General features: G+C 77.7%; 1 protein-coding gene. It reads left to right on the forward strand.

All coding sequences use genetic code 11. The features are described from left to right. Positions 1-35: 35 nt before the first annotated feature. Positions 36-1486 (forward strand): glycosyltransferase family 2 protein (locus CCN29_RS22395; protein ID WP_086684028.1); only part of this gene is annotated, 1451 nt, incomplete at its 3' end.

A 1486-nucleotide genomic window follows, 5' to 3' on the forward strand; every position in this document is an offset into this window, starting at 1 on the left:
CCGCCCCGGCCGGCGCCGGCCCCGACGCCGGCTCCGTGTCGATCGTCGTCATAGGCCACGACGACGCCGCCCATGTGGCCGACGCCGTGCGTTCCGCGCTCGCGCAGGGGCCCGCCGTGCGGGAGGTCGTCGCCGTGGACGACCGCTCCACGGACGGCAGCGCGGAGCTGCTGGAGCGGCTGGCCGCCGCCGAGCCCCGGCTGCGGGTGGTCCGGCTGCCCGTGAACAGCGGCGGCTGCGGCACCCCGCGCAACACCGGACTGGACGCGGCGACCGCCCCGTACGTGATGTTCCTGGACAGCGACGACGTGCTGCCGCCCGGTGCCGTGGCCGCGCTCCTGGCCGCCGCGCGGGAGGCGGACGCGCAGGTCACGGGCGGTCTGTGCGTGCGTCGCGAGCTGCCCTCGGGCCGCGAGGTGCCGTGGGAGCCCGCGCTGTACGCCTCCCCCGCCGTCCTCGCCCGCCCGGCCGACCTGCCCCGCCTGGTCCGCGACACCCTCGCCGTCAACAAGCTGTACGCCACGGATTTCCTGCGCGCCCACGGCATCCGGTTCCCGGAGGGCCGCTTCCCCTACGAGGACATCGTGTTCACCGCGCGCGTGTGGGCCGCCGCCCCGCGCGTCGCCCTGGTCCCGGACCGGGTGTACGTCTGGCACGTGCGCCGTGCCGCGCCCCGGCTGTCGATCTCGCTGGACCGCGCGGACGTCGGCAACTGGCGCGCCCGCACGCACGCCTGCCGCACCGCCCACACGATCCTGCTGGACGCCGGGGAGAAGCGGCTGGCGCGCGCCGTCCGCGCCAAGTTCCTCGACCACGACCTGCGCATGTACGTCCGCGAGCTGCCGCTGCGCGACGAGACCTACCGCCGCGCGTGGTGGGCGCACAGCCGCGACCATCTCGCCGAGTACGACGCCGCCGACCGCTCCGGCGACCCGGCCGCCCCCGGCACGCTGCTCGCACGGGTGCTGCTGGCCTCGCCCGAGCCGCGCGACCTGCCCCGCCTGCGGGACCTGGCCGCCCGCCCGGCACGCCTGTGCCCCCCGTACGCCCGTACGGCCGACGGCACCCCCTGCTGGTCGGCGGACCTGCCCCAGGTCACCCTGGAGTCCCTCCCCGAGCGCCCCGTCCGTCTGCTGCCGCTCGCCGTCGACGCCGAGCTGCGCGCCCGCACCCGCCTGCTGCGGCTGCGCCTGCACGAGCTGTACGGCGCGGTCGGGCGGGCCGGCCCCGTGGACGCGGAGGTGCAGTGGCGCCACCGCGACCGCGCGGGCCTGGTACTGCGCCGTACGGTGCCGCTGCGCCCGACCGCCGACGACGCCTGGACCGCCGAGACGCCCGTCCCGCTGGAAAGGCTGGCGTCACTCGCCCCGGGCGCCTGGGACCTGCGCCTGCGGCTCCGCTTCCGCGACGGCGCGACCCGCACGGTCTCCGCCCACGCCCTCACCGGCCCCGGCCTCCTCCGCCCCCCGCTCGCTTATACACATCT

Origin of the sequence: Streptomyces pseudogriseolus (assembly GCA_002154585.1) — a bacterium.
In the GTDB taxonomy this organism is placed as follows: Bacteria; Actinomycetota; Actinomycetes; order Streptomycetales; family Streptomycetaceae; genus Streptomyces; species Streptomyces pseudogriseolus.